Origin of the sequence: Bacteroides uniformis (assembly GCF_025147485.1) — a bacterium.
GTDB classification, from domain to species: Bacteria; Bacteroidota; Bacteroidia; order Bacteroidales; family Bacteroidaceae; genus Bacteroides; species Bacteroides uniformis.
Genome location: NZ_CP102263.1, coordinates 1,261,379 through 1,287,421 on the forward strand (window position 1 = coordinate 1,261,379; position 26,043 = coordinate 1,287,421).

Genomic DNA, 26,043 nt, shown 5'->3' on the forward strand with positions numbered 1-26,043 from the left:
AGTATGGAATCAAACAAGAAATACGTTATTGGTCTTGATTTTGGTACGGATTCTTGTCGTGCACTGGTAGTGGATACATATACTGGCCGTGAAATGGCTACGGGGGTAAGTTTTTACCCCCGTTGGAAAGCGGGGCTTTACTGCGATGCACACAACAATCGTTATCGCCAACATCCATTGGATTATATTGAATCCATGATAGAGGCTGTACATATAGCCTTATCAGATTTGAAGGAAGAAGAGATTGCTTCTATTTGTGGATTATGTTTTGACACAACTGGTAGTACTCCTGCTTTAACCGATAAGGCAGGAATGCCATTAGCTTTATGTCCCGAGTTTGCAGAAGAACCGGATGCTATGTTTATTCTTTGGAAAGATCATACAGCTGTTCGAGAAGCTGAGCAAATCAATGCACTGATCAATAAACGTAACCTTGATTATTTACTTTATGAAGGTGGTACTTATTCATCAGAATGGGTATGGTCAAAGGTTTTACATATTATCAACACAAACGTCGCTATAAAGGATGCTGCTTATGCTTGGGTAGAACATTGTGATTGGATGACCGGATTAGTAACTGGTAACACTATTCCGGAACAGATCTTTCGTAGCCGTTGTGCTGCTGGACATAAAGCAATGTGGCATGCCAGTTGGGGTCTTCCTTCCGGCGAAGTTCTCGAAGAACTTAATCCGGCCTTGAAGGAAATGCTCCCCCATCTGTTCACAGAAACCCACACCAGCGACACCAAGGCAGGGGAACTGACACCCGAGTGGGCAGACAGGCTTGGACTTCCCCAAGGAATCGCCGTGGCCGTGGGGGCGCTGGACGCCCATATGGGAGCCGTAGGCGCATCCGTCGCCCCGGGGATACTGACACGTATCATGGGAACATCCACCTGCGACATCATGGTTGCCGGCAAAGACGAGGTAGGCGGACGCTGTATCAAGGGAATCTGCGGCCAGGTGGACGGTTCGGTGCTTCCGGGATTCATCGGTTTCGAAGCCGGACAGTCGGCTTTCGGAGACATCTACGCCTGGTTCAGGAAGATGCTGGCATGGACACTGAAAGATATCCCCGGAGGGGAGGCCAGGCAGAAAGTTCTGGACGGCATGCTGGTGGAACTCACCCGTGAGGCCCAGGACATGGAACCCTCCGAGGACGGTGTTGTCGCCCTGGACTGGATGAACGGCCGCCGTACCCCCGATGCGGACCAGAACGTGAAGGGTGCCGTTGCGGGACTCACGCTGGGTACCAGCGCCCCGGAAATATTCCGTGCGCTGGTGGAAGCCACCGCCTTCGGTTCCCGCCGTATTGTGGAGCATATGAAGGGCCAGGGGCTGCGCATTGATTCGGTCAATGCCATCGGAGGTATCAGCAAGAAGGCGCCCTTCGTGATGCAGACGCTGGCGGACGTGCTGGACATGCCCATCCGTGTGGTACGCTCGGAACAGACCTGTGCCTTGGGAGCGGCAATGTTCGCGGCAGTTGCCGCAGGGGTGTACAAGGATATCAACGAGGCGACAAGGCACATGGGGTCGGACATCGAGGCTGAATACCGGCCGGATGAGAAAAGAACCCTCATCTACGAAAAAATATACAAGAAATATCTTGAACTGGCAAAACTTGCTGAAACCATTAACTAAGTATACAAACCATTAATCTATTTAAAACATGAGAATCAAATCATTAATTTTGGCGGCCTTATGCATGGTCACCGTGGGTGCTTACGCCCAAAGCAACTACCCGTTCAACGGTCTGGACATGAACATGGGCAACCTGTCAAGACTGTCCGATGCGAAGACACGTTCCATCAGTCCCGAGAACTTCACGGGTGAGAAGGGCAAGGGCGGCATGGCCGACCCGGTCAGGGACAAGGACCAGCGGAATGTGGCCAACGCCCACCATGCGGCCAAAGACCTAGGCAAGGGTTGGAAGGTAAACCCCTTCATCATCGTGAAACCGGGAGAGACAATCACGATTGCGGAGATCGAGGGTCCGGGAGCCATCCAGCAGATCTGGATGACACCGACCGGGAACTGGCGCTTCTCCATCCTGAGAATGTACTGGGACGACGAGAAGGAGCCTTCCGTCGAATGTCCGGTGGGTGACTTCTTCTGCAGCGCATACAATGAATATGCACAGCTCTCCTCACTGGCCGTCTGCGTGAATCCGGGCAGCGCCTTCAACTGCTACTGGAAGATGCCTTTCCGCAAGAAAGCCCGTATCACGCTGGAAAACATCAACACCGCCGAGGAGATGCGCCTGTACTACCAGGTCAACTACACCCTGACGGAAGTTCCCGAGGACGAGGCCTACTTCCACGCGCAGTTCCGCCGCTCCAACCCGACCCAAGGGTCGCTGCACACATTAATCGACGGAGTGAAGGGCAAGGGACAGTACGTGGGCACATACATGGCATGGCGCGTGAACGACAACTGCTGGTGGGGGGAAGGCGAGATCAAGTTCTACATGGACGGCGACAAGGAATACCCGACCATCTGCGGGACAGGGGCCGAGGACTACTTCTGCGGCTCGTACAATTTCGAGAACCAGAAGACGCGCCGGTACCAGGAGTTCACCACCCCTTACGCCGGCATGCACCAGGTGATCCGTCCCGACGGGCTGTACCGTGCGGTGACAGCTTTCGGGCTATACCGCTGGCACATACTAGACCCGGTGCGATTCGACAAGGACCTGAAGGTAACCATACAGGACCTGGGATGGCGCCACGACGGACGCTACAACAACCAGAAGTCGGACATCTCCTCGACCACCTTCTGGTACCAGACCGAGCCGCATGCAAGATTCCCAAGTCTTCCGAACAAGGACGAACTCGAAATACCAAGATGGTAAGAATGAGAGTTTAAGATATAGAAGCTGTGCAGTACAATTTCTGGTAAGATGAATTGTACTGCACGGTAGATGAATAGTTATTAACCTTTTTATTTATATTATGAAATATTTCAAAAGAAATGGTTTCGTAGCATTGGTATCAATGCTATCATTGGCAGCTTATGCAGAAGATATTCTACCTCTTTCTGTGGCCGGATCGGAGACAAAAGAATTTATTCAAGCATCTGGATATGGCATAGATACTTCTAACATGATTCAACAAGAGAGGATAATACAAGGAACGGTTTTGGAAGAAGGAACCAATGAACCTCTTATTGGAGTGAATGTCGTTGTTAAAGGAACTACTATCGGTACCACGACTGATATTGATGGAAAATACTCTATAAAAATACCTTCTGATAAAGCGGTATTGGTTTTTTCATATATTGGTCAAAAAACAGAAGAATATTCGGTTAAAGGCTTGAGTCTTTTGAATGTTGTCATGAAGAGTGATGCTACAATGTTGTCAGAAGTTGTGGTATACACCGGTTATATGACACAGAAGAAAGCTGATTTGACAGGTTCCGTTGCAATGGCAAGTGCGAGTGATTTAAAGAAGAATGCTTCTGCCAATGCCATGAAGTCATTGCAAGGAAAGATGGCCGGTGTGCATATTACTACAAACGGTGGTAATCCTGCTGAAGGAGCTACGGTGCAGATTCGTGGATTGTCTTCTCTTTCGGGAGGAGTTAAGCCTTTAATAGTTTTGGACGGTATGCCTACTGAGAATTTGAATCTTCGTGATATAAATGCTGGTGATATTGAATCTATTCAAGTGTTGAAAGATGCTGCGTCTGCCTCTATTTATGGTGCAAGGGCTTCCGGTGGTGTTATTTTGATCCAGACGAAAAAAGGTCAGGCAGGTAAGACAAGCATTGAGTATAACGGTAGTGTTTCCATAAATACAGTATTGAACAAACCTGCTTTAATGAATGCCGAGCAATATGGTAGAGCGGCATTCCAAGCTCAAGCTTATGATGAAAGAGTATATGGTACTTCTATTTCCTTGCCTTCGGCTTATGATTATACATGGCATCGAGGTGATAATGGAATGGCCGTGCTGGACGGGGTTAAAGTAGCGGAATTCCTTAATGCAGACCAAACTGTAAGAGGGAGTGATACAGATTGGATGGGAGAAGTTTTTCAGACCGCTGTTTCCCATAATCATCAGTTGACTATTTCCAATGGTTCTGAGAAATCCAAAAGTTTGTTTTCATTGGGTTATTTCAACAATGAAGGTACACAGATACATACATTCTTCAGACAATATTCGGTACGTGCCAATACAGAATATAGTTTGATAAAAAATCGTTTGAAAGTTGGCGAAAATCTAGCTGTGTCTTATTTGCAGTATAGAGACCAAAGTGAAACATGGTGGGCAATGATTAATCCTCCCGCTTCTCCTGTATATGATGAAAATGGAGGATGGGCTGGTGCTCCGGGTTTTGATGATTTTACCAATCCCGTTCGATTATTGAAAATGAATAAGGATAACATCAATAATTATGTGAAGATTATCGGCAATATTTTCCTTGATTTGAATATTTGGAAAGGTATTTCGGCAAGAACCCAGTTTGGCCTTGATTATGGCAATGCTTATAATCGTGCTGTTGATGGCGTTTGGTCGGAAACAGGAGGAAGAAACAGTGATGGAGAAAATTATGTGGGCAGTTATCAATCACATCCGTTGAGCTATGTATGGACTAACACTTTGTCATATACATTGAGTACCGGTAAACACAATTTGGATGTTGTATTGGGTACTGAAGCAACCAGATTCGTTCAAGAAGGGTTTTCTGCAAGAAGGGAAGGCATTTATCTGGAAGATAGAGATTTTGCACATATTGGTGTAACTACCGGAGAGAAATATAACTTAGGTAGTTCGGCAGATGAGTATACTTATTTCTCTTTGTTCGGCAAGGCCAATTATGTTTATAACGGAAAGTACTTGTTGTCCGCTACTGTTCGCCGTGACGGTTCTTCTTTATTCGGTGAAAATAACCGCTATGCTACTTTTCCCGCTTTCTCCGCCGGTTGGAGAATCAAGGATGAAGCTTTTATGGAAGATTTTGACTTCTTGTCCGACCTTAAGTTGCGTGCCAGCTGGGGAGCGAACGGAAGTGTGCAAGGCCTTCCGAGAGGGTATACTACCACTCCGTTTACGACAGATTATTTTGGAACATCTTATCCCATTCAGGGTAATGAGAGCGGTCCCTTGTATTCCGGTTATAGCAGGACCTGGCTTGGTAATCCTGACTTGAAGTGGGAAACTACTACGCAGACGGATTTGGCTGTTGACTTCGGATTTTTCGACCAACGTCTTACGGGCTCTTTAGGCTACTATTTCAAGAAAACAAAGGATGTTCTTGTGCAGACTCCTTATATCGCCGTAATGGGAGAGGGGGGAGAACCTTGGATCAATGGTGCAAGTATGAACAATCGAGGTCTTGAATTTGAAGTTAGCTTTAGAAGTGACCCAAGCGCCGAATTCCAATATACTATTTCTGCAAATGTAGGTACTTACAAGACAAAATTGACGGAACTTCCTGAAAACGTGATTAATAAATATCCGGGAGATGGCGTTCGTGATTTCGTGATCGGTAGGTCTCCCAATGTGTTTTATGGTCTTGTGGCTGATGGAATTTTCAAGACACAAGAAGAAGTGGATAACCATGCCGAACAACCCGGAAAAGCTGTTGGCCGAATTCGTTATAAGGATTTGGATGGTGATGGTCGCGTGGATGAATTGACCGACAGGACATATATCGGTACAGCCGATCCGGATTTCTTTGGAGGAATCACTTTCGATTTCAGGTATCGTAATTTTGATTTGAATATGTTCTTCCAAGGTGTATTCGGCAATCAGGTAAGTAATGATTGGAAACGTCAGAGTGATTTCTGGCATATATCAGGTTCCGTTCCTGTCGGAAAAAATCATCCGACCAGATTATTGGATGCCTGGTCGTTCGACAATCCAGATTCGGATATTCCGGCTATGACAAATGTGATGACCAATAATGAACAGAGAATGTCTACTTATTATATAGAAGACGGTTCTTACTTGAAGTTGAGAAATATAGAATTGGGTTATACTTTTCCTGCTAAAGTCACCAATAAGATGATGATGAAGAATCTGAGAGTATACGCTTCTGCAAGAAACGTCTTTACCTTGAAGAAATTCTGGGGAGGTGACCAATTTACAAGTTTTGATCCGGAAATGTCCGGCTATGGATATTTGACCCCGTTTACAATGACTTTCGGGCTTAATGTTACATTTTAATTAGAAAAACACAATGAAAAAGTTTATATCATCATTATTAATCTTAACCGCAGCATTCGGTATGACCGGATGTGAGGACTTCCTACAAGTAAATCCGAAGCAGGTTTTGGATGAGAACCTGCTTGTCAAGCCAAGTGATATGGAAGGTTTTGTAACAGCTGCTTATGCAAGAATGACAGATATTCCGTCTTGGGATTCACCATTCTCACCTTGGTGGTCGGGTTCTCTTCGTTCTGACGACTCTTATAAAGGCGGTGGCGGTGTCTGGGACGGCGGCGACGGATGGGGATATATGGAAACCTTTGTGAATTTGACTCCTAACGGCTGGCCTATTGATTTCCCTTGGTATGTTTCTTATCAGGTTATCCAGAGATGCAATACTGCAATCCAAAAAATGCAGCCCATTTCCGAAGACGATTTTCCAGTGAAGAATAGTCGAATGGGTGAAATGCTGTTTCTTCGCGGATTTACTCATTTCAGACTGAAGGAGTTTTTCAAATATATGCCTTACATGGATGAAACCATAACGGGTACTTCTGCCGATTTTGAAGCTGTACCGAATAGGGACAAGAACTATCCGAATGACCAGTATTTGTGGGAGAGAATCCTCAAGGATTTCAAGGATGCAGAGTCATACCTTCCGGAAGTACAGATAGATAAAGGAAGAATCACTAAGAATGCGGCAACGGCAATGGTTGCAAGGACATTGATGTTTATGGCTTATGAGCAAGATGAGAGACATCAGGTGATTAATGTAAACAAAGAACGGCTGAATGAAGCTTTGATTTATCTGAACAAGTTGACGGAACAAGAAGGTAAAGCTTTGGACTTATGTAGCAATTTTGGTGAGAATTTCATGATTGAGTCTGATAACAATACGAAAGAATCCATTTGGGAGATTCAGTATTCTATCAATGATAATAGTTCTACTGGGGGTAAAATCAATAGAAGTGAAGGACTGAATCATCCGTGGAATTGGGGAGGTTTTCAGTGTTGTGGTTTCCATCATGCAAGCTATACAATGGGTAATGCTTTCAAGACTGGTGAAAATGGATTACCGTTGTTTGATACCTATAATGATGATTGCTATGGTGATTACATAAAGAAAGCCGATGGTTCGGATGATATTACACTTGTAGATGCCGGTAATAAGGCTTTCTTCGACCGCTACACTTTCGACCCTCGTTTCAGTCATACGATATGTGCACCCGGACAGCCTTGGAAGTATGACCCTTATTTGATTTTTGAGGCTCGTGGTATTCGTAATGGTGTTGAGTATGGTTATTTGAAATCTGTGAAGGAATTACCGCATCCTAATTGTGACTGTTTGCTGTACGATGGTTGGCAGTTTAACTCTATGAACAAGAGATTAATCAGATATGATGAAGTGATACTATGGAAAGCAGAAGTCCTAATTCAATTGGACAGACAAGATGAAGCTTTGCCTTTGATTAATAAAATTCGTCAGCGTGCCGCCAATAGTCTTGAGAATCTGAAAACTGCGGATGGAAGCTATATTCTGAACTACAAATGTGAGTTGTATAAACCTGGTGTGAATTGTACATGGACCAAAGAATTTGCATGGAAGGCCATGGAATGGGAAAACCGTCTTGAACTAGCTTGTGAAGGACGCCGTTTCTTCGACTTGCAGCGTTGGGGAACTCTGGAGAAAACGATGAATGCTTATTTTGCAGTGGAAAGAAATAGATTTGACTGGATGAATATAGCACGCTTTACTGCTGGTAGAGATGAATTCTTCCCCATATCACAGGCTCAGATGAAGTGGGCAAAAGGTAATTATACACAAAATCCGGGATATTAATATTAAACTTTTAGAATTATGATTATGAAAAATATAGTAAGAATATGCATGGTAATATTTACTTGTTTATTGTTTACTGGTTGTTACGACAGAGATGTTGTAGGCAGTAAAGGAACACATTATATTTTGCCTAAAGTGGAAAACCTTGATTATTCAGTACAAGGGAATACAGTGAAGTTGACATGGCAAATTCCAGATAATATACCTGATGAGTTTTTGAGGCCTCTTGAAGTAAGTATTCAGAAAGTGGAGAATGACATCTATAGAGATGTGATAACCATTGGTAATGAAGGGACATTTGCCGAAGGCATTGCAATCGATGCGAATAAAAGGTACAGATTCGTTGTAAAATTGGTAGGAAACTTGACAGACGAAGTTGTAGAAACCGGAATATCCAGCAGAATATACTCCGAAGGTCAGGTAATTGACATTCAATAATTAAAGTTTGCTGTATCATAGATGCAGTCCGGTATTTCTATGCTTCCCGTGTACTGCATCTATAGATACAGTAAACTGACTTAAAACAGACGTTATGAAAAATATTCTATTTATGGTTCTTTCTTTCTCTATATTCTTGTTGTTTTCTTGTTCGGATAAAGAGGAAAATGAGCCTTTTATACCAGTTGATGAGATTATCTCTGCGAAAACTTTTCTGATTCCAAATAAAGACACGAAGGTTGTTTCAACGATTCTGAATTTTAAGAATATAGATGCCATAGATTATCTGATGGTTCGAAAAAGTGGAGGAAATAGTTATTCAGTCAAAATAGATAGAAATGAGTTAACTGCAGATTATGTATTTAATTATGTGGTTCAGAAGACGGATCCCCAGAATTTTAGATTGATATTGGTAGCAGTTTATAAAGATGGAAACAAATCGAATGACCTTTCTTTGAATGTGGATAACCGTTGGGGATTCTTTATCCGAAGCGTCAGTCGTACTGCTCGTGTAACTGGTAGTTCTATGGACGGAGAAAACTTCCCAAACCCTAATAATACTGCGACAAAATGGAATGTAGGAGGAACAGATCTTGGCATTATTTGGGAGATGCAGCCCGGAAAATATGGAATTTTCTTTGGTGATACTTTTGGGTATGACTTTAAGCCTAATCTGGCTAATCCTGGACCTAACGGAGGGAGTTGGCGTAGTAATGTGCTGGCTTTCTCGGAGGATAATGATTTAGAAGATGGATTGTCATTCAGCAATATGGCTACTGATGATAAAGGGTATGCCCGCGAGATAGTATATGGGGGAAAAGATTCGTCAGGTAATGGTGATTGGACTTCTATCCCAACAGCTGCTATTCGTGCTAATGGAATAGATTATGTGCATTATTTTAATATGAGAAATTGGACGGGATGGATTACAAATTATTCGGGAATATATAAGTCGGCTGATAATGGTTTGACATGGGCTAAATGTAAAGATATAACCTTCTCATCTTATAGTTTTTTTGGTCAGGTAGGGTACTTTAAGAAAGATGGATATGTTTATATGATAGGTACTCAAACGGGGAGGGATAGCAATGCTAAATTAGCACGATTTCATGAAACAGATATTGAGAATAAGACAGCTTATGAATATTGGAATGCTTCTACTAATCAATGGATAAAAGGCAATGAAAATGAGGCAACAGTATTAATAGAAGATAAGGTTGGTGAACTTTCTTTTATATATAACGAGACACATAAGAAATGGATAATTGCTTATTTCAATGCAGATAGATATAATATAACTATGCGTACGGCAGAAGACATAACTGGCCCATGGAGTGAACCCTATGAGCTTGCTAATGGTAGAGAGTATGCCCAATTGTATGGTTCTTACATTCATCCGTTGTCGGTAACTGGTGATAATTTATATTTTACGATGTCAATGTGGATGCCTTATAATGTTTTTTTAATGAAGGCTGAATTGGCTGATATGGGAGAGTTTTAATTATATTGATAAATATAATATCATGAACACACGCACATTAATTATAACTTTTGTTTGGATGATAATGTCCAACATAGGCATCTTTGCTCAAGAGCATTGGGATGCACAAGAGAGAATTGAGTTGAATAAGGGTGTTTTTCCGAAGAATTTTAGTAAAGCTATTGATATTATACAGTATGATTTATTAGGAATTGAGAGAGGAAAAAGCCATGTGAAAGTGATAGATAACAACACTTTGTACATAAACCTTTCTTTTTCGCTTAAAAACTCTGTTCAACAAGGTGATTGGCGTATAGCGGTAAAGCCGGATTTTTTACCTTCATTCCATTGGGCGCCACATCTTACTCCTACTGATAGAAATGTCATCGATCAACATGTATTCCGTTCTCCTGCCCTTATCGTAGCAGACGATCATCAAACTCTTATTCTTATCCCCGATTTGGATATTATGCAGAAGGGGACTCCTGTACGATGGTATATGGATATGGACGCATCCTCTAATACACTTATTCTCGGAATGTGTAATAACCATGTATCCGAACACGTTCTGTTTGAGCGTGATCAAGAAACTACTTACCCAAAAGGAGATATTGAAATAGGCTTTTATTTGATGTATTCTGATAGCAAGGAAGTATTGCGGAATCCTTTTAAGAAGCCGTTAGAATTTATGTGGAGTCGATGGGGGCATGCTGCATATGAGAAAGGTAATCCGGTGAAGGAAAACCTAGAAACGTATGTGAAACATACTTATAATTGGGCTTTTAATTCATGGTCAGAAAATGTGTGGCAGCAATTTGAGTTAGATGGGAAAAAAGTGGGTGCTCCCGTATTCATTGTGAATGTTACTCAAAGTCCTAATTATCCGGGAGAGATTAATGAACGTGAATTTCGTTCTATCTGGAATCAGGCATGGTTCAGTTCATTGCGTTCTGCAAGTGGATTATATCGATATGCAAGAAGAACCGGTAATAGGGAGCTTCTTGCAAAAGCAAATTTGACAAAAGAACTGGCTCTGTCATTTCCGCAGAGGAATGGTTTTTTCTATGGACTTATCGGTACGGAAATGCATGAAGTAGAGATTGATGGTAAAAAGTATAATCGGAGCAAGGGGTGGAATACCTATTATTGGGGAAATTCCAACAGAAATCCTTATACCTGGAATCCGAAAGAATCTCCGTATCATATTCTTGATATGAGTTGGACAGCATTGTTGATGCTTCGGTGGTATGATGAATTAGAAAAAGATGCCCGTCTTTTGGCTTATGCAGAAGATTATGCGATGGCTTTACTTGGAATACAGTATGAAAATGGTTTTTTCCCTGGCTGGCTTGACTTAAAGACAATGCAGCCGATGAACCATTTGAATGCTTCTCCTGAAACATCTTTATCAGTTACTTTTTTACTTAAACTGTATGAGCTTACACATAAGGAAGAGTATAAACGGACAGCATTTAGAGCTATGAATGCAGTTATCCATGAAATTATCCCGGTTGGGAAGTGGGAAGACTTTGAAACCTATTGGTCTTGTTCTCGTTACGGTTCGGATAACTTGGTAGGTAAAAAAGTTTTGCGGAACAATATGCATAAACAGAATAATTTTTCAATGTTCTGGACAGCTGAAGCCTTACTGGAGTGCTATCGTCTTACCTCAAATAAAGAATATCTTGATTATGGACAGCGTACACTTGATGAATTGCTGATGACCCAAGCATCGTGGCAGCCGCCATACATGTATGTAAATGTATTGGGTGGTTTTGGTGTGTTGAATGCCGATGGTGAATGGAATGATTCACGCGAAAGTCTTTTTTCCGAACTCATCATTCAATATGGAAAACTTCTTGATAAGCCAGAGTATATAGAACGGGGATATGCTGCACTTAAGGCATCTTTTGTAATGATGTATTGTACTGAAAATCCTCAAACCAAACAGCAATGGGAAAAAGTTCATCCGTTCTTTGCTTCAGAGGATTATGGATTCATGATGGAAAATTACGGGCATGGCGGCCGTACAAATCCGGCAGGTGAAGGTATGGGTGAGTTTACAATCTATGATTGGGGAAATGGAGCAGCGGCTGAAGCGTACAACCGCATCCTTGATAAATTTGGAAAAATAGAATAATGATTCGTTAACATTAATAATTCAACTATGGTAAGATCAACTTTAACCTTATTGGCCCTATTTAATGTGGCTATACTGTTTCCGGGTAAAGCAATGTCCCAGAACAGTGAAGGGCGGGAGTTTAACGGTAAGTATCAAAAGGAATATCTGGATAAGATTGCATTTCCTATAGGGGGAATCGGCGCCGGAATGTTCTGTTTGGAGGGAACCGGTGCCATTTCGCATGTGTCTCTCAGACACCATCCTGATGTGATGAATGAGCCGTATACCTTTGCTGCGATTTATGTAAAGGGGGTTGAGAACGGAGCAAAGGTATTGGAAGGGCAGGTTCCGACTTGGAAGTTATTTGGTCCTGCACAGAGTGGTTTAGGTAGGGGAGACAAGACGTACGGTCTTCCACGCTTTGAAGAGGCGGTATTCCAGGCACGTTTCCCTTTTGCAACTGTAGATTTGAAAGACAAGGATATGCCTTTGGCTGCAAAGATTACGGGTTGGAGTCCTTTCATTCCGACGGATGCGGACAATTCCAGTTTGCCGGTTGGAGTACTGGAATATCAATTTACAAATACTTCCGGTAAGGCTATCGAGACGGTATTTTCTTATAATACCAAAAATTTCATAGATGGTCAGGGTACTATCCGAGGGGTAAAGAACGGGTTTGTTTTAGAATCCGATCAGAACAACAGTGGGCTAGCTATTTATGTGGACAATGCTGCTGCTGTTGTAGACCATTGTTGGTTCCGTGGTGCCTGGTTCGATCCGCAGACTGTGGTTTGGGATAATATTCGCTATGGGCGGATTGCTGATAAGCAGCCGGTTAAGGGTGTTGCTCCGGGAGCATCTGTTTATGTTCCGCTGACGTTGCAGCCGGGAGAGACAAAAACAGTCAAGGTAAACTTCTGCTGGTATCTGCCCGATTCAAACCTTTCTATCGGTGGTGCCAGAAAGGTAGGACAGGCATTTACGGGAATGCCCTGCAAGGGAACGGCTTCCGGTCAGCAACCTGTGAGCGGCTTTGTCGGCAAGCAGTTGCTGAACTCGTTCGATAGGGGTGGAGATGGACTGACGGGTATTATTCAGTCTCCTGAGTTCAATATTGGGAAAAGATATCTGAAGTTTCTGGTAGGTGGAGGCAGTCAGGCTGACCGTACTTCTGTAAATCTTGTAGTAGACGGAAAGATTGTAGAGACGGCGGTCGGAAATCAGACGGAGACTCTGAGTGAAACCGTATGGGATTTGAAACCTTATCAAGGAAAGAAGGCTTTTGTGAAAGTCATTGATTTGGATGTTTACCCGTGGGGACATATTCTGGCCGACCAGTTTGTGTTGACAGACAATAGGAATGAAGATATTTACAACTTGTCTTCTACATCCACCTTACTTGCCGATTTTGAAAATAACAGTTGGGGAGATTGGCAGGTTGTGGATTCTTCTGAAGAAGAAAAACAATTCCTGGCAGATGAAGGAGATGTCGAAGCTACCTACAGACCTTGGTACTCGGAGCGCTTCAAGAGTTTGAATGAGGTTATCGGCTATTGGGATGCAAACCAGGCGATGCTGGAAAAGAACAGCCGGCTGTTCAGTGATGCATTCTATAGTTCCTCTTTGCCGGCAGAAGTACTGGAGGCTGTTGCTGCTAATTTAACTATATTGAAATCTCCTACGGTATTACGTCAATGGGATGGAAGATTTTGGGCTTGGGAAGGATGTCAGGATTCTTTTGGCTCTTGTCACGGAAGTTGTACGCATGTGTGGAACTATGCACAGGCTTTGCCCCATTTGTTCCCGTCTTTGGAAAGAACCTTGCGTGAAACGGAATTCAGGGTAAGCCAGAATACGGAAGGACACCAGAATTTTAGAGTCAACTTGCCTATTTCGGCACCGCCTCACAACTTCCATGCTGCTGCCGACGGACAGTTGGGTGGGATTATGAAAGTTTACCGTGAATGGCGTATCAGTGGGGATACACAGTGGATGAAAGACCTTTTCCCGGCAGTGAAAAAGAGTCTTGACTATTGCATCCGTACATGGGACCCCTTGCATAAGGGCTATCTTGAAGAGCCGCACCACAATACTTATGACATCGAGTTCTGGGGACCGGACGGCATGTGTACAAGTTTCTATTTGGGAGCTTTGACTGCGTTTATAGAGATGGGCAAGGAGCTGAAGCAACCCGTTAAGGAATATACGGCCCTGCTGTCAAAAGGCAAGAAATACATGGAAACTGCACTCTTCGATGGAGAATATTTCATACAGAAAATTCAGTGGGAAGGGCTTCAGGCTCCCAATCCGGTTGATGTAATGTCTTTCGGGGGAAGTTATTCCGAAGAGGCCCTGAAATTGCTGAAGGAAGAAGGGCCAAAATACCAATACGGTACCGGTTGTCTGTCCGATGGAATTTTAGGGATGTGGATGGCTTCCGTATGCGGACTGGATGAAGTGCTGGACAATGAAAAGGTCAGGAGCCATCTGGTGGCCGTACACAAATACAATCTGAAACATGACTTGATAGACCATTTCAATCCTCAAAGACCGGTGTATGCTTGTGGTAAGGATGGTGGATTATTGCTTTGCACATGGCCGAAGGGTGGTATGCTGTCACTGCCTTTTGTATACAGCAATGAAGTCTGGACCGGTATCGAATATCAGGTTGCCAGTCATTTGATGATGAAAGGTGAGGTGGAAAAGGGCTTGGATATTGTCCGTGAATGCCGTGAGAGATATGATGGAAGAGTAAGAAACCCATTCAATGAGATAGAGTGCGGGCATTGGTATGCACGTGCCATGGCAAGCTATGGAATGTTGCAGGGGCTTACAGGAGTGCGGTATGATGCTGTTGACAAAACCATGTACATCAATTCTAAGATTGGTGATTTCAAAAGTTTCATCAGTACTGATACCGGTTTCGGAACCATTGAATGGAAAGCAGGAAAGCCTGTGTTGAATGTGGTTTATGGCAACATTGATGTGAAACGCTATAATGTTTCGGGCAAGATTGTGGATTGAGGTCAATTAGGATAGGATGTACAATCAAAGACAGATTAAGATGACAGAGAAGAAGAAACTTTTTGTTTTGTGTGTTGCACTATTTTGCTTTATGGCTGTTTCTGCACAGCAGAGAATGTCTGTATCGTCTCCTGACGGAAAACTTAGATTTTCTCTGAAAGTGACGTCGGAGAGTGTTTCATATGACATCGACTATAGGAAGCAGCCTCTTATAACAAATTCTTTGCTTGGTTTCAGCTTTGATAGCGGAGAGTTCGGAAGGAATCTTAAAGCAGGAAAGGTGCAGCGTAAAAAGATTGATGAGACATACAAGCTCATTGTCGGCAAGACAAGTAGTGTACGTAGCCGTTGCAATGAAATGACCGTTCCCATGCAGGAACCGTCAGATTCCGGCCGTCTGATAAACCTGGTTGTAAGGGCATTCGATGACGGGATAGCATTCAGATATGAATTTCCGGAACAGAAAGCATGGGATTCATACGTGATGTATGATGAAAGGACACAGTTCAACTTGCAAGGAAACCCGATGGCGTTGCTCATGTACCTGCCCGGGTATGTGAATACACACGAAGGGGTATACAGTCATGTAAGATATGACAAGGTGGCAAGGAAAAGGCTGATAGAGATGCCCGCCACATTCGAGTTCGACAACGGGGTGGCAGTGGCCATAACCGAAGCGGCCATACGGGACTATGCGGGGATGTACCTGATGAAGGAGAAGGGTGGGCTGACTGGAAAGCTCTCGCCAAAACTGGGGCAGGAGAAGATAAAGGTCGAGATAGACAACTTCCCACACCGTACCCCGTGGCGCGTAATCTCCGTTGCAGACCGGGTGGGAGGATTGCTGGAGACGAATATACTAACAAGCCTGAACGAGCCCTGCAGGATTGAAGACACTTCATGGATTAAGCCTTGCCGGACCACGTTCACATGGTGGAACGGGAATGTCGTGCCGGACAGCACGTTCTCTCCGGGGAACAACTTCGATACAAACAAGTACTACATCGATTTTGCAGCACGCAATGGCTTGGATGCACATGGAATCTACGGATATGCGGAGACTCCTTGGTACTATGATGACAACTTCAATTTCGGATGGGCGGGACCCAATGCGGACGTTACAAAACCGATACCGTGCCTGAACATGCCGAGAATTGTGGAATATGCAAGGAGCAAGGGGGTTGGCATACATCTGTGGGTACACTGGAGACCGTTGTACGACAAACTCGAAGAAGCCTTTGCGCTCTATGAGGAATGGGGGGTCAGGGGACTCATGGTGGACTTCATGGACCGCAATGACCAAGAGATGATACGTATCCAAGAAGAGATACTGGAATGTGCGGCAAGACACAGGCTCTTCATACAGTTCCATGGGTCGAGCAAGCCTTCCGGACTGGTAAGGACGTATCCGAATGAATTCACACGGGAGGGGACACTCAACTATGAAGTATGCAAATGGGACACGCTGGTGAATGCGGACCATGACATTGCGATACCCTTCACCAGGATGCTGGCGGGAGCGACGGACTATCACCTGGGAGGGTTCAGGGCACTGCCGCGCTCGGAGTTCAAGATACAGTATGTAAATCCTCATGTAATGAGCACACGCTGCCATATGTTGGCCATGTATGTGGTTTTGGAAAACCATCTCACCTCGTTGTGCGATACGCCAAAGGCTTATGAAGGTCAACCGGGGTTCGAGGTGCTCCGTACCGTGCCGGGAACGTGGGATGAGATAAGAGTTCCGCTGGCAAGGATGAATGAGCATGTCACGGTGGCCCGCAGGAGCGGTTCGGACTGGTGGGTGGGCTCGCTGAACAACGGTACGGAAAGGGATCTGAAATTGGAATTGGACTTCCTTAGTGAGGGGGACTACCAGGCAACGATCTATACCGATGCGGAGGATGTGGAGCGGAATCCAAACAATCTGGACAGACAGGTACGGAAAGTTACAAGGAAGGATATCATTGAACTGAATCTGGCAAAGGATGGAGGAGCGCTATTACATATCAGAAGGTTATAAGGGTGATGTTTATCAGTTGAAATTGTATTTCAATCAGTTGTTAGTTTGTTAGGATAAGAAGATTGTTCCAGGATAATATTTTTAATCAATGGATTTATAACATGAACAGAAGAAATTTTATAAAGAGAGTGGGCCTTTTGGGGGCAGGATATGCGCTGAATAAAAACTTGATGTTTGCGAATTCAGGCGTAGCTTCGACAGCTACCTCTTTTTCGTCGTTTCCAACAGTAAGGAAGCCTATATCGGAAAGGAACTTCAAAAGTCCTGCCATTGAAAAGGCCATTACTACTTTTAAACAGAAGGTCAAGAATGAAGAACTGGGCTGGCTGTTTGGGAATTGTTTTCCGAATACGTTGGACACAACCGTTTTTTATTCAGAAAAGGATGGCCGACCGGATACATATGTGATTACCGGTGATATTGATGCCATGTGGTTAAGGGATAGTTCTGCCCAAGTATATCCGTATTTGGATTTCATGTCTGAAGATAAAAACCTGCAAAGACTGATAATTGGCGTTATCAATAAGCAGACCTCCTTTATATTGAAGGATCCGTATGCCAATGCCTTTTATGATGATGATACGAAGTATACAAGATGGAACAGCGATCATACGGAGATGAAACCGGGTATTCATGAGCGTAAATACGAGTTGGATTCGCTTTGCTATCCCATTCGCCTGGCATATGGATACTGGAAAAAGACAAATGATGCTTCTCCTTTCGATGCGCAATGGAAGAAGGCGATAGAAACCGTTTTAAGGGTCTGCAAGGAACAGCAGAGAAAACATGGTAACGGGCCTTATAGCTTTCGCAGAACTTCGGAATGGGCTATAGATGCTGTTCCTATGGGTGGAGTGGGCTATAAAGTAAATCCGGTCGGATTGATTTGCTCTACTTTCAGGCCTAGTGATGATGCCACTATCTTTCCTTTTCTCGTCCCGTCCAATTTCTTTGCGGTGGCCAGTTTGAGGCAGGCTTCCGAAATGGTTCAAAAGATAACCAAAGACAATGTACTGGCTGATGAACTGTTGGCGTTGAGTAAAGAAGTTTATAATGCTTTGCAGACTTATGCCGTGGTGAATCATCCGAAGTTCGGTAAAATCTATGCTTTTGAAATAGATGGCTTTGGATCGGCTTATCTTAGTGATGATGCCAACGTCCCTAATCTGCTGGCGTTACCCTATCTGGGTGGTGTTGATAGTGATGATGCAATTTATGCCAATACCAGAAGATTCGTGTGGTCGGAATACAATCCTTATTTCTTTAAAGGTTCTTATTTTGAAGGGATAGGAGGACATCATATTGGTACGGACATGATATGGCCGATGAGCCTGATAATGAAAGCCCTGACTGCTCAAGACGATAAAGAGTTACAGCAATGTATCCAGATGCTCCAGAAAACGCATGCCGGTACCGGGTTCATGCACGAGTCATTCCACAAGGATGACCCCAAGAAATTCACAAGGAGCTGGTTTGCATGGGCCAATACATTGTTTGGAGAATTGCTGTGGAAAACATTCAATGAGAAACCATATTTATTGGAATATTAATCATCTAATTAATCAATGTAAACAAAAATTTATGAGAAGAATTACAAAATTCAGTTTGTTACTCTCCCTTGTTCTGGGATTGTACTTTCCTACTGTTTTTGCACAGTCGAACATGACGAACGAAATGTTTGACTTGGCAAAGTTGAAGTCGGGTGTAAAAAACAAAAGAATCTCCAGTACAGATCCTACCGGAGGTAACAGAGATCACTTGGAGCCCTTCAAACCAGGTGAGAAACGCATCATTGCAGACATCAAGGGAATGGGAGTCATCAACCACATTTGGGTGACGATTGCGCCTCCACCTCCCACTTTGAGCAGAAACGACATTATCATTCGCATGTATTGGGACGGCAACGATTATCCTTCGGTAGAGTCTCCCATCGGCCCTTTCTTCGGACAAGGCTGGGATGAGAGATACAACTACGCATCCTTGCCTCTTTCGGCCGGTCCTGAAAACGGTACCGGTCTGTCGTGCTATTTCGCTATGCCTTTCGAGAAGGGCGCACGCATTGAAATTGAGAACCAGAGCGACCGCAACATAGATGCTTTCTACTTCTACGTGGATTATCTGGAGATGGCGAAGCTTCCCAAGGACATGGGCCGCTTTCATGCCTGGTATAACCACAACCTGACTGAAGCACTTCCCGAAGGCGAGACGGAGTGGGGAGTTACCGGTGCCCAGAAGCCGAACACCACCGGCGAACGCAACTATGTGTTCATGGAAACCCAAGGCAAGGGACACTTTGTAGGTATCAATTACTATGTGCATTGTCCCACTCCCATGTGGTATGGCGAAGGTGACGACATGTGGTTCATTGATGGAGAAAAGGTTCCCTCGCTGATAGGTACAGGTACGGAAGACTTCTTCAATACGGCCTGGTGTCCTAAAGAAGCCTTCTCGCATCCTTACTTCGGTTATCCCCGTGTGAACAATGATATAGGCTGGCTGGGTCGTACCCACGTTTACCGATTCTTCATTGAAGATCCCATTTTCTTTGAAAAGAGCCTGAAGGGAACCATCGAACATGGCTCCAACAACAACTTGACGTTGGATTTGTCTACCGTGGCTTATTGGTACCAAGATTCGGCTGTGGCTCTTCCCGAAGCTCCTACAAAGGCACAGCGTGCTCCGAAACCTTTCATCAACCATGTTGATATACATCGTTGGCGGGATGCCTGGCGTAAGTCCAAGGGTAACAAAGCCACTCTGTGGGGCAACGAGTAAACTTTTGTAACGCTCTTTTTTTATACGTTCATAGGCTGATATTTATATCCGGGGTTTTGCCATTATATTGGCAAAACTGTGTCTCTATATTGGCAAAACTGTGCCACTATATTGGCACGACTATGGAAAAATAGTTCTACGGAGCAGCAAATTCAATAAATCATTAATAAAGGTACGAAATGAAGAATATTCCCAAAAAGCAATTTGCGGGCTGGATGCTGATGCTACTGTTGTGCATCAGTATCTCGGCATTTGCCCAGTCGCCTAAGAAGGTGACCGGACGTGTGATGGATGCACAAGGTGAGTTACTCATCGGTGTGAATGTGACGGAGGCGGCAGACCCTTCTAATGGTGTGGTGACGGACATCAACGGTACGTATACGATTACGTTGAAAGGTAATAAGCCGTCATTAAAATTCTCTTATATTGGCTTTAAGGATAAAGTGGTAGCGGTAGGCTCCAAAGGAGTGCTTGATGTAGCTTTGGAAGAAGATGTGGCAGCCCTTGACGAAGTGGTGGTAGTGGGCTTCGGAACGCAGAAGAAAGCTTCTGTGGTCGGCTCCATTACCAATATAGAGCCGGCCAAACTTGCCGCGGCTCCCAGCCGTTCGCTTAGTAACAACTTGGCGGGTATGGTTCCCGGTGTGATTGCGGTTCAGCGTAGCGGTGACCCTTGGTTCAATAACTCCGACTTCTGGATTCGTGGTATCAGTAGCTTTACTGGCAATACCAATCCGCTGGTATTGGTGGACGGCGTCGAGCGTTCGCTCCACGACATCGACCCTGAAGAAATCGCCTCCTTTTCCGTGTTGAAGGATGCTGCCGCCAGTGCCGTCTATGGTGTGCGCGGTGCCAATGGTGTAGTGATGATTGAGACCAAGCGCGGCAAGATTGGAAAGCCGCAGGTGAACGTCCGCTTCGAACACTCCTTTACGCAACCCATCAAGATACCCGACTACATCGGCAGTGTGAAGTATCTGGAACTGATTAACGAAATGTATGCCGAGCAGGGTAGAAACCCGTTTGTAAGCGAAGCCACCCTGCTGAACTACAAGAACCAGACCGACCCGGAACTCTATCCCGATGTGAATTGGTGGGATGTTATCTCCAAAGACCATGCAGACAACACAAAGGCGAACGTTAGTGTCAACGGTGGTACGGACATTCTTCGTTATGCGTTGGTGGCAGGATATTACAATGAGAACGGTATCATTGAACGCGACAAAAACCAGGAGTGGGACTCTTCCCTGAAGGTGAGCCGATATACGGTGCGTTCCAATGTAGATGTGAATGTGACTCCCACCACTTTGTTCCGCGCCAATGTGGGCGTATTCCTGCAAACTCGTAACGCTCCTCCGGGAGACACGGAAACCAACCAGGGCATTTTCTATCAAGCCATGCGTGTACCTCCCTACGTGCATCCGGCTATCTATGCCGATGGGCGCATTCCACGTGTGATGTACAAGGAGAACCCTTGGGCGTGGGCCACGCAGCGTGGATACGAAAAACTAAATCATAATAAGATTGAATCCTTAGTATCGTTGGAACAAGATTTGAAGTTCGTTACACCGGGATTGAAGTTCAAAGGAACCTTCTCTTTCGACAAGTTCTCGGCAACTTCCGTAACACGTTCCAAGAACCCCTATTACTACAATCCCGCCACCGCACGCGATGCAGAGGGCAACATCATCACTGATGTGCAGACCACCGGACAAGAGTTCCTGGGCTATGCAAAAGGAGCTGAATGGGGCGATCAGTCCATCTATCTGGAAGGAATGTTCTCGTACAACCGCATTTTCGGCAAAGTGCACGATGTGAACGCCATGTTCCTCTACAACCAGAAGGAGTATGACAATGGTGATGCGCTTCCCTATCGTACCCAAGGCATAGCCGGAAGATTCTCTTATACTTACGACAGCCGCTATGTTGCCGAGCTGAACTTCGGTTACAACGGCTCCGAGAACTTTGCCAAAGGCAAGCGCTTCGGCTTCTTCCCCGCCGTGGCGTTGGGATGGATTGTATCTTCCGAGAAATTCATGGAGCCGGTTTCCGATGTCATCTCCAACTTGAAGCTGAGAGCTACTTGGGGTAAGGCCGGTAACAGTAACATTGGTGGTAACAGACGTTTCGCCTATATTTCTACCATTGTCAATACCGGTTCGTACAGATGGGGTACAGATGCGGAAATCTATCGCCTTGGACGTTCGGAAGGCGAAATCGGTGTGAACAACTTGACATGGGAAACCGTGACCAAGATGAATGCCGGTATCGACTTAGGTCTATGGAATGGTAGCGTGAACCTCGTAGTGGATGTGTTCAAGGAAAAGCGCGATGACATCTTCATGCAGCGTAAGAATGTGCCTGGTTCTGCCGGATTCAACCGCCCTGTTTGGGCCAATTATGGCAAGGTCGAGAATCAGGGATTTGATGTGTCTTTGAATGTCAACCATAAGTTCAATAGCGATTGGGCCATTTCCGCTATGGCAAACTATACCTACGCACACAATAAGGTTGTGGAAATAGACGAACCTGCCGCCATCTTGGGTACATACCGTTCGCAAACCGGTAAGCCTATAGGGCAATTGTTTGGCTTGATAGCCGAAAGGCTCTTTACGGAAGATGATTTCGATGAAAACGGTATGCTTAAGGAAGGAATTCCGGCACAGAAGTTCAGTGATATGAGTAACCTACGTCCCGGTGACATTAAATACAAAGATTTGAACGGGGATGGTGAAGTGACCGCAGTAGATAAAACAGCCATTGGTGGTACACGTATTCCCGAGATTGTCTATGGTTTTGGAGCTACAGTAAGCTATAAGTCGTTCGATTTGGGAGTATTCTTCCAAGGAACAGGTAAAACCTACCAGCTCTTGGGCGGAGAGACCTGGTTGCCGGGTTCTTCCTTAGGTGCTGGTAACATCTATTCGAACATTGACGACCGTTGGACACCCGAAAATCCGAGGCAAGATGTATTCTGGCCCCGTATGGGAGACAAGGCTGTGGCAAACAATGAACAAGCTTCCACATGGTGGTTGCGTGACATGAGTTTCCTGCGCTTGAAGAATCTGGAACTTGGATATACCCTTCCGCAACGTTGGACTACCAAAATTGGCATCCGCGGCTGCCGTTTGTTTGCAAGAGGAACCAATCTGCTGACGTTCTCCAACTTCAAGCTTTGGGACCCCGAACTGGAAACTACCGATGGATTGAGATACCCACAGATGAAATCTGTATCAGTGGGTTTTAGCATCAATTTCAACAATTAATTAAGATACGAAGAAAATGAAAAAATATAAATCTATAGCAAAAGCTGTCTTATTGTCGTGCACCCTGGCATTGACAACGAGTTGCAACGATTTCTTGGACAAGGCTCCCGACGACCAGCTTACCATGGAGATGATTTTCACGGACAAGATAAGGACTGAGGACTGGTTGGCAGGTGTTTATTCATCCATTCCCAGCCCCATGTGGGGGTATTTCAAGGCACAAGGTTATAACATTATGGGCGATGATATCACTATTCCCCAAGATTGGTCGCCGTATGGATGGAGCAATGTGTATGCCTACACCACCGGAAACTGGAGTCCTATCTCAACATGGGACCCCTATTATTGGGTAGAATTACACAAGCGCATACGTTCCGGCCTTATCTTCTTGCAAGAGGCAAAAGTACTTCCGGAAAAAGACCTGAAGGAATCTTATGTCAACCAGATGAAGTACGAAGTCCGTTTCCTGATAGCCTACTATTACTCTTTGATGATTGAGTTGTATGGTGCCATACCGTTTACTCCCGGTGTGCTTGTTTCCGTCGATGCGCCCGAATCGGAGATGATGACTCCCCAAAGACCCTATGCCGAAGTGGTAGATTGGATTGACAAAGAGCTGCTGGAAGTGTCAGAGCATTTGCCCGCTGTCTATCCCAATAATACCGATTGGGGCAGGGCTACCTCTATCATGGCTTTGGCAATACGTGCCAAAACACTGTTATTTGCCGCAAGTCCATTGTTCAACGGCAATCCGGATCTCAAGGACTGGAAGAATTCGGAAGGAGAATTCCTCTTTGATGCCGAAGCCAAGCCGGAAAGATGGGAAAAGGCTGCCAAAGCTCATCTCGACTTGATAAAGGCAGCCGAAGCGGCCGGACATAAGCTGTACTATGAGTATAATGTGGATGGAAGTATCGACCCCTTCATGTCTTACTACAACATGTCGTTGAAACGCTTCTCAGAAGGCAACAAGGAGATTCTTTTCGGACGCCCCGAAAATGTGGACCTGAACTACTGGCAGGCTCATCATCTGCCGAAAGGTATCGGTGGAAATGCCGCTATGGGTGTTACTCAGGAACTGGTGGACGCTTTTTATATGAAGAACGGTGAAATGCCTATATTGGGATATAACGAGGATGGTTCGCCCATTATCAACCCGGAATCGGGGTATGTGGAAAACGGATTCTCTACCAATACAGAGTATAGAACCACGAAGTGGCCGGGCGGTGGACCTTCGAACCTTGCCAATAAAGAAACCGGTGTAAGCCCGGTAACAGAAGAAGGTACCTACAACATGTATTGCAACCGGGAGCCTCGCTTCTATGTTTCCGTCATCTATAATGGCGCATGGCTGGGAGTTGATAACCGTCGTGTGGACTTCCTTCAAGGAGGCCGTGATACGGATATGACTTTCGACTCTCCGCAGAACGGTTATAATGTCCGTAAGCGAATCTCTTTGGATGTACTTCCCAGAGATGGAAAGTATGTATATCAGCCGGGTATCTTATACAGAATGGCTGAAGCGTATTTGGGCTATGCGGAAGCATTGAACGAGTCTTCGCCAGCTCCCACTCCCGATGTATATAAGTATGTGAACTTGATTCGTGAACGTGCCGGAATTCCCGCTTTGAAGGAAGGGCTGAGTAAGGAAGAAATGCGTGCCGCCATTCAGCAAGAACGTCGGGTAGAGTTCAATTGTGAAGGTATCCGTTTCCATGACCTCCGTCGTTGGAAGATTGCCGACAAATACCTGGGCGGCAAGCTTTATGGTATGAATCATGACGGTTCTGAGAAGAGCGATGATGTGAACAATCCGAAGGCTTTTTATAAGAGAACTTACTACAAGAGCCGTACCTTCAACAAAAGAATGTATTTATGGCCCGTTCCGCAGGCTCAGATGGACATCAACCCCAATTTGAGACAAGCTCCCGGATATTAATAAATAATTAGAGAACAAGTATGAAATCAATAAAATTCATTTTTAGTGCGATGACATTGGCATTTGCTGCATTGACATCCTGTTCGGATGATAACAGTGTGGACTTGTCCAATCGTAAGTTTGTACGTATTGACCAATCATCGGTTTATTTGGAGATTGACGAAACTGCCACAGTTACCGCTTCTGTTGATGACCTGGCAGGCGATTCCTATCAGTTGAAGTGGAGTGTCCTCAACTCCGATGTGGCTACCATTGAAGGTGTGGAAAATAATGCAGCTGTAATTACACCTGTTGCTGTTGGAAAAACGGTCATCAAGGTAGAAACGGCTGATGGCAAGTTGTGCTACTTTAGCGACTTGACTGTTACCAAGACTCCTAAGACGTGTTACATTGACTTTGGTGTCATTGATTCTCCGGCTCCGTTTAACAACTATAGGAATCCCAGAGACCCCGGATTGGTAAATATGCTCGACCATAGAGGTCGTCCTACTACTTTCGGCATCGAGGTGGACAAACCGTTTTCCGGAGAATTGGCTCGCGGTTTGAATAATAATTTGGGTCTTCCAAAAACAGCTTCTGAGGATATGTTTTTCAGCGACGGTATTGCTATTCCGCTCAGTGGATTTAAGGTGACAGGTCTCTCTCAAGGAACAAAATATACGTTCAGTTTCTATGGTCACATCAATGACCGTGGAACTGAAACCGAGTTCCATGTAATCGGAAAGAACGATGGCGTTGCTTATTTGGTTAATGACGATAATTTCGATAGAACGGTAGAGATTAAGGGTATTGAGCCTAATGACGAAGGTGTTGTTTATATCGAAATGAAACCGGGCCCGAACAATGTACAATGGGCCAAATTCTTTGGCGTAAATACCATGGTACTTTCAGAAGAGTAGAATTGATGTGGTTTTATAGACCATAATCTTTTCTATTGAAATAATACTGTCAGTGAGGAGAGATACCGTTTAAACAGGCATT

14 protein-coding genes are annotated in these 26,043 nt (G+C 44.7%); all 14 read left to right on the forward strand.

From position 1 onward, the window contains the following. Positions 1–3 precede the first annotated feature (3 nt). The 14 genes from NQ510_RS04845 to NQ510_RS04910 all read left to right on the forward strand — a co-directional run bounded on the left by NQ510_RS04845 (position 4) and on the right by NQ510_RS04910 (position 25,961). Entirely contained in the window at positions 4–1,644 is a 1,641-nt protein-coding gene (locus NQ510_RS04845) for a ribulokinase (protein ID WP_200998837.1), read from the forward strand. Between the two features lie 28 nt (positions 1,645–1,672). Further along, positions 1,673–2,854 (forward strand): glycoside hydrolase family 172 protein, encoded by a 1,182-nt coding sequence (locus NQ510_RS04850; protein WP_005824517.1) that lies wholly within the window; start codon positions 1,673–1,675, stop codon positions 2,852–2,854. A gap of 100 nt (positions 2,855–2,954) precedes the next feature. Continuing rightward, complete coding sequence (locus NQ510_RS04855; RefSeq protein WP_005824519.1) at positions 2,955–6,173, forward strand: SusC/RagA family TonB-linked outer membrane protein; 3,219 nt, start codon at positions 2,955–2,957, stop codon at positions 6,171–6,173. Between the two features lie 13 nt (positions 6,174–6,186). Next, entirely contained in the window at positions 6,187–7,995 is a 1,809-nt protein-coding gene (locus NQ510_RS04860) for a RagB/SusD family nutrient uptake outer membrane protein (protein ID WP_005824521.1), read from the forward strand. 24 nt (positions 7,996–8,019) lie between these two features. Beyond that, positions 8,020–8,433: a DUF4945 domain-containing protein gene (locus NQ510_RS04865; protein WP_225982630.1), complete on the forward strand. Its 414-nt coding sequence runs from the start codon at positions 8,020–8,022 to the stop codon at positions 8,431–8,433. A gap of 94 nt (positions 8,434–8,527) precedes the next feature. Then, positions 8,528–9,934: a DUF4185 domain-containing protein gene (locus NQ510_RS04870; RefSeq protein ID WP_008662231.1), complete on the forward strand. Its 1,407-nt coding sequence runs from the start codon at positions 8,528–8,530 to the stop codon at positions 9,932–9,934. Between the two features lie 22 nt (positions 9,935–9,956). Beyond that, positions 9,957–12,053 carry a hypothetical protein gene (locus NQ510_RS04875; protein ID WP_005824527.1) on the forward strand — a complete coding sequence of 699 codons (2,097 nt, stop codon included), beginning with the start codon at positions 9,957–9,959 and terminating at the stop codon, positions 12,051–12,053. 93 nt (positions 12,054–12,146) lie between these two features. Continuing rightward, entirely contained in the window at positions 12,147–15,059 is a 2,913-nt protein-coding gene (locus tag NQ510_RS04880) for a GH116 family glycosyl hydrolase (protein WP_008662228.1), read from the forward strand. 40 nt (positions 15,060–15,099) lie between these two features. After that, a complete protein-coding gene (locus NQ510_RS04885; protein WP_200998835.1) occupies positions 15,100–17,082 on the forward strand; it encodes a glycoside hydrolase family 97 protein in 1,983 nt (660 codons plus the stop codon). Between the two features lie 101 nt (positions 17,083–17,183). After that, positions 17,184–18,632, forward strand: a complete 1,449-nt coding sequence (locus tag NQ510_RS04890; RefSeq protein WP_005824760.1) for a glycoside hydrolase family 125 protein — start codon at positions 17,184–17,186, stop codon at positions 18,630–18,632. A gap of 31 nt (positions 18,633–18,663) precedes the next feature. After that, positions 18,664–19,857 (forward strand): glycoside hydrolase family 172 protein, encoded by a 1,194-nt coding sequence (locus NQ510_RS04895; RefSeq protein ID WP_034525426.1) that lies wholly within the window; start codon positions 18,664–18,666, stop codon positions 19,855–19,857. A 179-nt stretch (positions 19,858–20,036) separates the two neighbouring features. After that, entirely contained in the window at positions 20,037–23,123 is a 3,087-nt protein-coding gene (locus NQ510_RS04900) for a SusC/RagA family TonB-linked outer membrane protein (protein WP_005824769.1), read from the forward strand. A 16-nt stretch (positions 23,124–23,139) separates the two neighbouring features. Then, the gene (locus tag NQ510_RS04905) at positions 23,140–25,062 is read left to right on the forward strand and encodes a RagB/SusD family nutrient uptake outer membrane protein (protein ID WP_005824772.1); all 1,923 of its coding nucleotides are present in this window, start codon (positions 23,140–23,142) and stop codon (positions 25,060–25,062) included. 20 nt (positions 25,063–25,082) lie between these two features. Continuing rightward, the gene (locus NQ510_RS04910; protein ID WP_005824774.1) at positions 25,083–25,961 is read left to right on the forward strand and encodes an Ig-like domain-containing protein; all 879 of its coding nucleotides are present in this window, start codon (positions 25,083–25,085) and stop codon (positions 25,959–25,961) included. Positions 25,962–26,043 lie beyond the last annotated feature (82 nt).

Excerpts from the sequence above, each read along its gene's own strand:
- NQ510_RS04905 (WP_005824772.1), top strand. The coding sequence starts at position 23,140 with ATGAAAAAATATAAATCTATAGCAAAAGCTGTCTTATTGTCGTGCACC.
- NQ510_RS04890 (WP_005824760.1), top strand. The coding sequence starts at position 17,184 with ATGAACAGAAGAAATTTTATAAAGAGAGTGGGCCTTTTGGGGGCAGGA.
- NQ510_RS04870 (WP_008662231.1), top strand. The coding sequence starts at position 8,528 with ATGAAAAATATTCTATTTATGGTTCTTTCTTTCTCTATATTCTTGTTG.
- NQ510_RS04885 (WP_200998835.1), top strand. The coding sequence starts at position 15,100 with ATGACAGAGAAGAAGAAACTTTTTGTTTTGTGTGTTGCACTATTTTGC.
- NQ510_RS04850 (WP_005824517.1), top strand. The coding sequence starts at position 1,673 with ATGAGAATCAAATCATTAATTTTGGCGGCCTTATGCATGGTCACCGTG.
- NQ510_RS04900 (WP_005824769.1), top strand. The coding sequence starts at position 20,037 with ATGAAGAATATTCCCAAAAAGCAATTTGCGGGCTGGATGCTGATGCTA.
- NQ510_RS04845 (WP_200998837.1), top strand. The coding sequence starts at position 4 with ATGGAATCAAACAAGAAATACGTTATTGGTCTTGATTTTGGTACGGAT.
- NQ510_RS04910 (WP_005824774.1), top strand. The coding sequence starts at position 25,083 with ATGAAATCAATAAAATTCATTTTTAGTGCGATGACATTGGCATTTGCT.
- NQ510_RS04860 (WP_005824521.1), top strand. The coding sequence starts at position 6,187 with ATGAAAAAGTTTATATCATCATTATTAATCTTAACCGCAGCATTCGGT.
- NQ510_RS04895 (WP_034525426.1), top strand. The coding sequence starts at position 18,664 with ATGAGAAGAATTACAAAATTCAGTTTGTTACTCTCCCTTGTTCTGGGA.
- NQ510_RS04855 (WP_005824519.1), top strand. The coding sequence starts at position 2,955 with ATGAAATATTTCAAAAGAAATGGTTTCGTAGCATTGGTATCAATGCTA.
- NQ510_RS04880 (WP_008662228.1), top strand. The coding sequence starts at position 12,147 with ATGTCCCAGAACAGTGAAGGGCGGGAGTTTAACGGTAAGTATCAAAAG.
- NQ510_RS04865 (WP_225982630.1), top strand. The coding sequence starts at position 8,020 with ATGAAAAATATAGTAAGAATATGCATGGTAATATTTACTTGTTTATTG.
- NQ510_RS04875 (WP_005824527.1), top strand. The coding sequence starts at position 9,957 with ATGAACACACGCACATTAATTATAACTTTTGTTTGGATGATAATGTCC.